Origin of the sequence: Nocardia africana NBRC 100379, from assembly GCF_001612635.1 — a bacterium.
Taxonomy (GTDB): Bacteria; Actinomycetota; Actinomycetes; order Mycobacteriales; family Mycobacteriaceae; genus Nocardia; species Nocardia africana.
Window position 1 is genome coordinate 1 of the sequence record NZ_BDAV01000053.1, and the last position, 1726, is coordinate 1726.

Genomic DNA, 1726 nt, shown 5'->3' on the forward strand with positions numbered 1-1726 from the left:
CGGAGGCTGTTGCAGAATCGATTGCTGCGGAGGGGGTTTGGCTGGGAGTATGTGGCGTGGCCAAGTCCTATCGTCCCGTGCTGCGTAATCAGCCGATGTTGCTGCCGGCCGATATGCACGAGTGGTTGCCACAGGATCATCTGGCGTGGTTCGTGCTCGACACTGTGGAGGCTCTCGACACCACCGGGTTGGAGCGGGCCACCCGTCGGCGCGGTGGGGCTGGCGCGGCGGGTTATGACCCGCGAATGTTGTTGGCGCTTATGGTGTATGCGTATTGCCAAGGAGTGCGTTCGTCTCGGCGGATCGAGCGGATGTGCACGACCGATGTCGCATTCCGGGTGTTGTGCGCACAAGATGGCCCGGACCACACCACGATCGCCAGATTCCGTGCCGAGGCACGAGAGGTGTTCAGCGACCTGTTCTCTCAGGTGTTGATGGTCGCCGCCCAGGCAGGATTGTGTCGGTTCGGGACGGTGGCGATCGACGGGACGAAGATCGCGGCGAATGCGTCGATCGACGCCAACCGAGGCCGGGAATGGTTCGACCGCCAAGTCGGCGCTATCGTCGCCGAGTCGGAGACCACCGACCAAGCCGAGGACGCCGACAAACAGGAATCCGGCAGCGGAGTGGACCGTGTTCCGGCAGCTCTGGGTGATCGGACTCGCCGAATCCAACGAATCCGCCAAGCTGCCCAGGAATTGCACGAGCGGCATCAGCGGCTCGACAAGGCCGCCGAGCAGCGTGAGGCAGCGGCGATCGCTCGTCGCCGGCGATCGGAACAGGGCATGCCGGTTGTCGGACGGATTCCCGAGGGACCGCACCGACTGCCCGAAGCGCGGGCCCACTTGGCCCGCGAGATCGCCGCGCACCAGGAGAAACTGGACCGCCATGCCGCATCGATCGCAGCCGGGAAGAAGCCGATGGGCCGCCCACCAGTACCGATGGAAGACAGCACGCGCGTTCAGCGAGCACGAAAAGTGGTGGCCAACGCAGAACGAGCCGCTGCGGCGGCCGCCGGTCAACGGGTTGCCGAAGGCAAAACGCTGCCGAAAGTGGTCGCCAACACCACCGATCCACAGTCGCGGGTCATGCCGACCCGCAAAGGATTCCTGCAGGGTTACAACGCCCAAGTCGCCGTTACCGGTGATCAATTCATCATCGCCGCTCAAGTCGGGCAGTCGACCAACGATCAAGCCTGCTTCCTCCCGATGATGCACGCTGCGCAGGACGTCGCGGCCCGAATGTTCGCCGTCACCGCGAACGTCGACCATGTGATCGGCACCGTGCTGGCTGATGCCGGTTACAGCAGCGACGCGAACCTGAACGCGGCAGGACCTGACCGGCTCATAGCCCTCGGCAAGGACCGCGACCAGGCCCTCGCCGCCGCCACCGAGCCCGCCGCGGGGCCGCCGCCACGGGACGCGACTCCACGAGAGGTCAACAGGCACCGACTGCGAACCACACAGGGTCGAGCCCTCTACAAGCGACGCGGCGCAACCGTCGAGCCCGGCATCGGCAACCTCAAGAAGATCCTTGACCGATTCTCACGCCGCGGCCTGGACAACGCCACCAGCGAATTGCACTTGGCAGCAACCGCATTCAACCTCATGAAGATCCATCGAGCGACCATCGCAGCGTGACGCCCTCGGCCCTCCGCCGATCCAGACATCATGTCGCCGAATGTGGTCGCCGCGTCCACATCTACTCTGCTGCAATTCCGCAACAG

Annotated in this window: 1 protein-coding gene; it reads left to right on the forward strand. The window is 64.8% G+C overall.

The genetic code is table 11. The features are described 5' to 3' along the window. Positions 1–113: 113 nt before the first annotated feature. The gene (locus tag NA3_RS39605) at positions 114–1640 is read left to right on the forward strand and encodes a transposase (RefSeq protein ID WP_265338299.1); all 1527 of its coding nucleotides are present in this window, start codon (positions 114–116) and stop codon (positions 1638–1640) included. Positions 1641–1726 lie beyond the last annotated feature (86 nt).

Bases quoted from the DNA above. Each gene is read 5' to 3' on its own strand.
- NA3_RS39605 (WP_265338299.1), top strand. From the start codon at position 114: ATGCACGAGTGGTTGCCACAGGATCATCTGGCGTGGTTCGTGCTCGAC.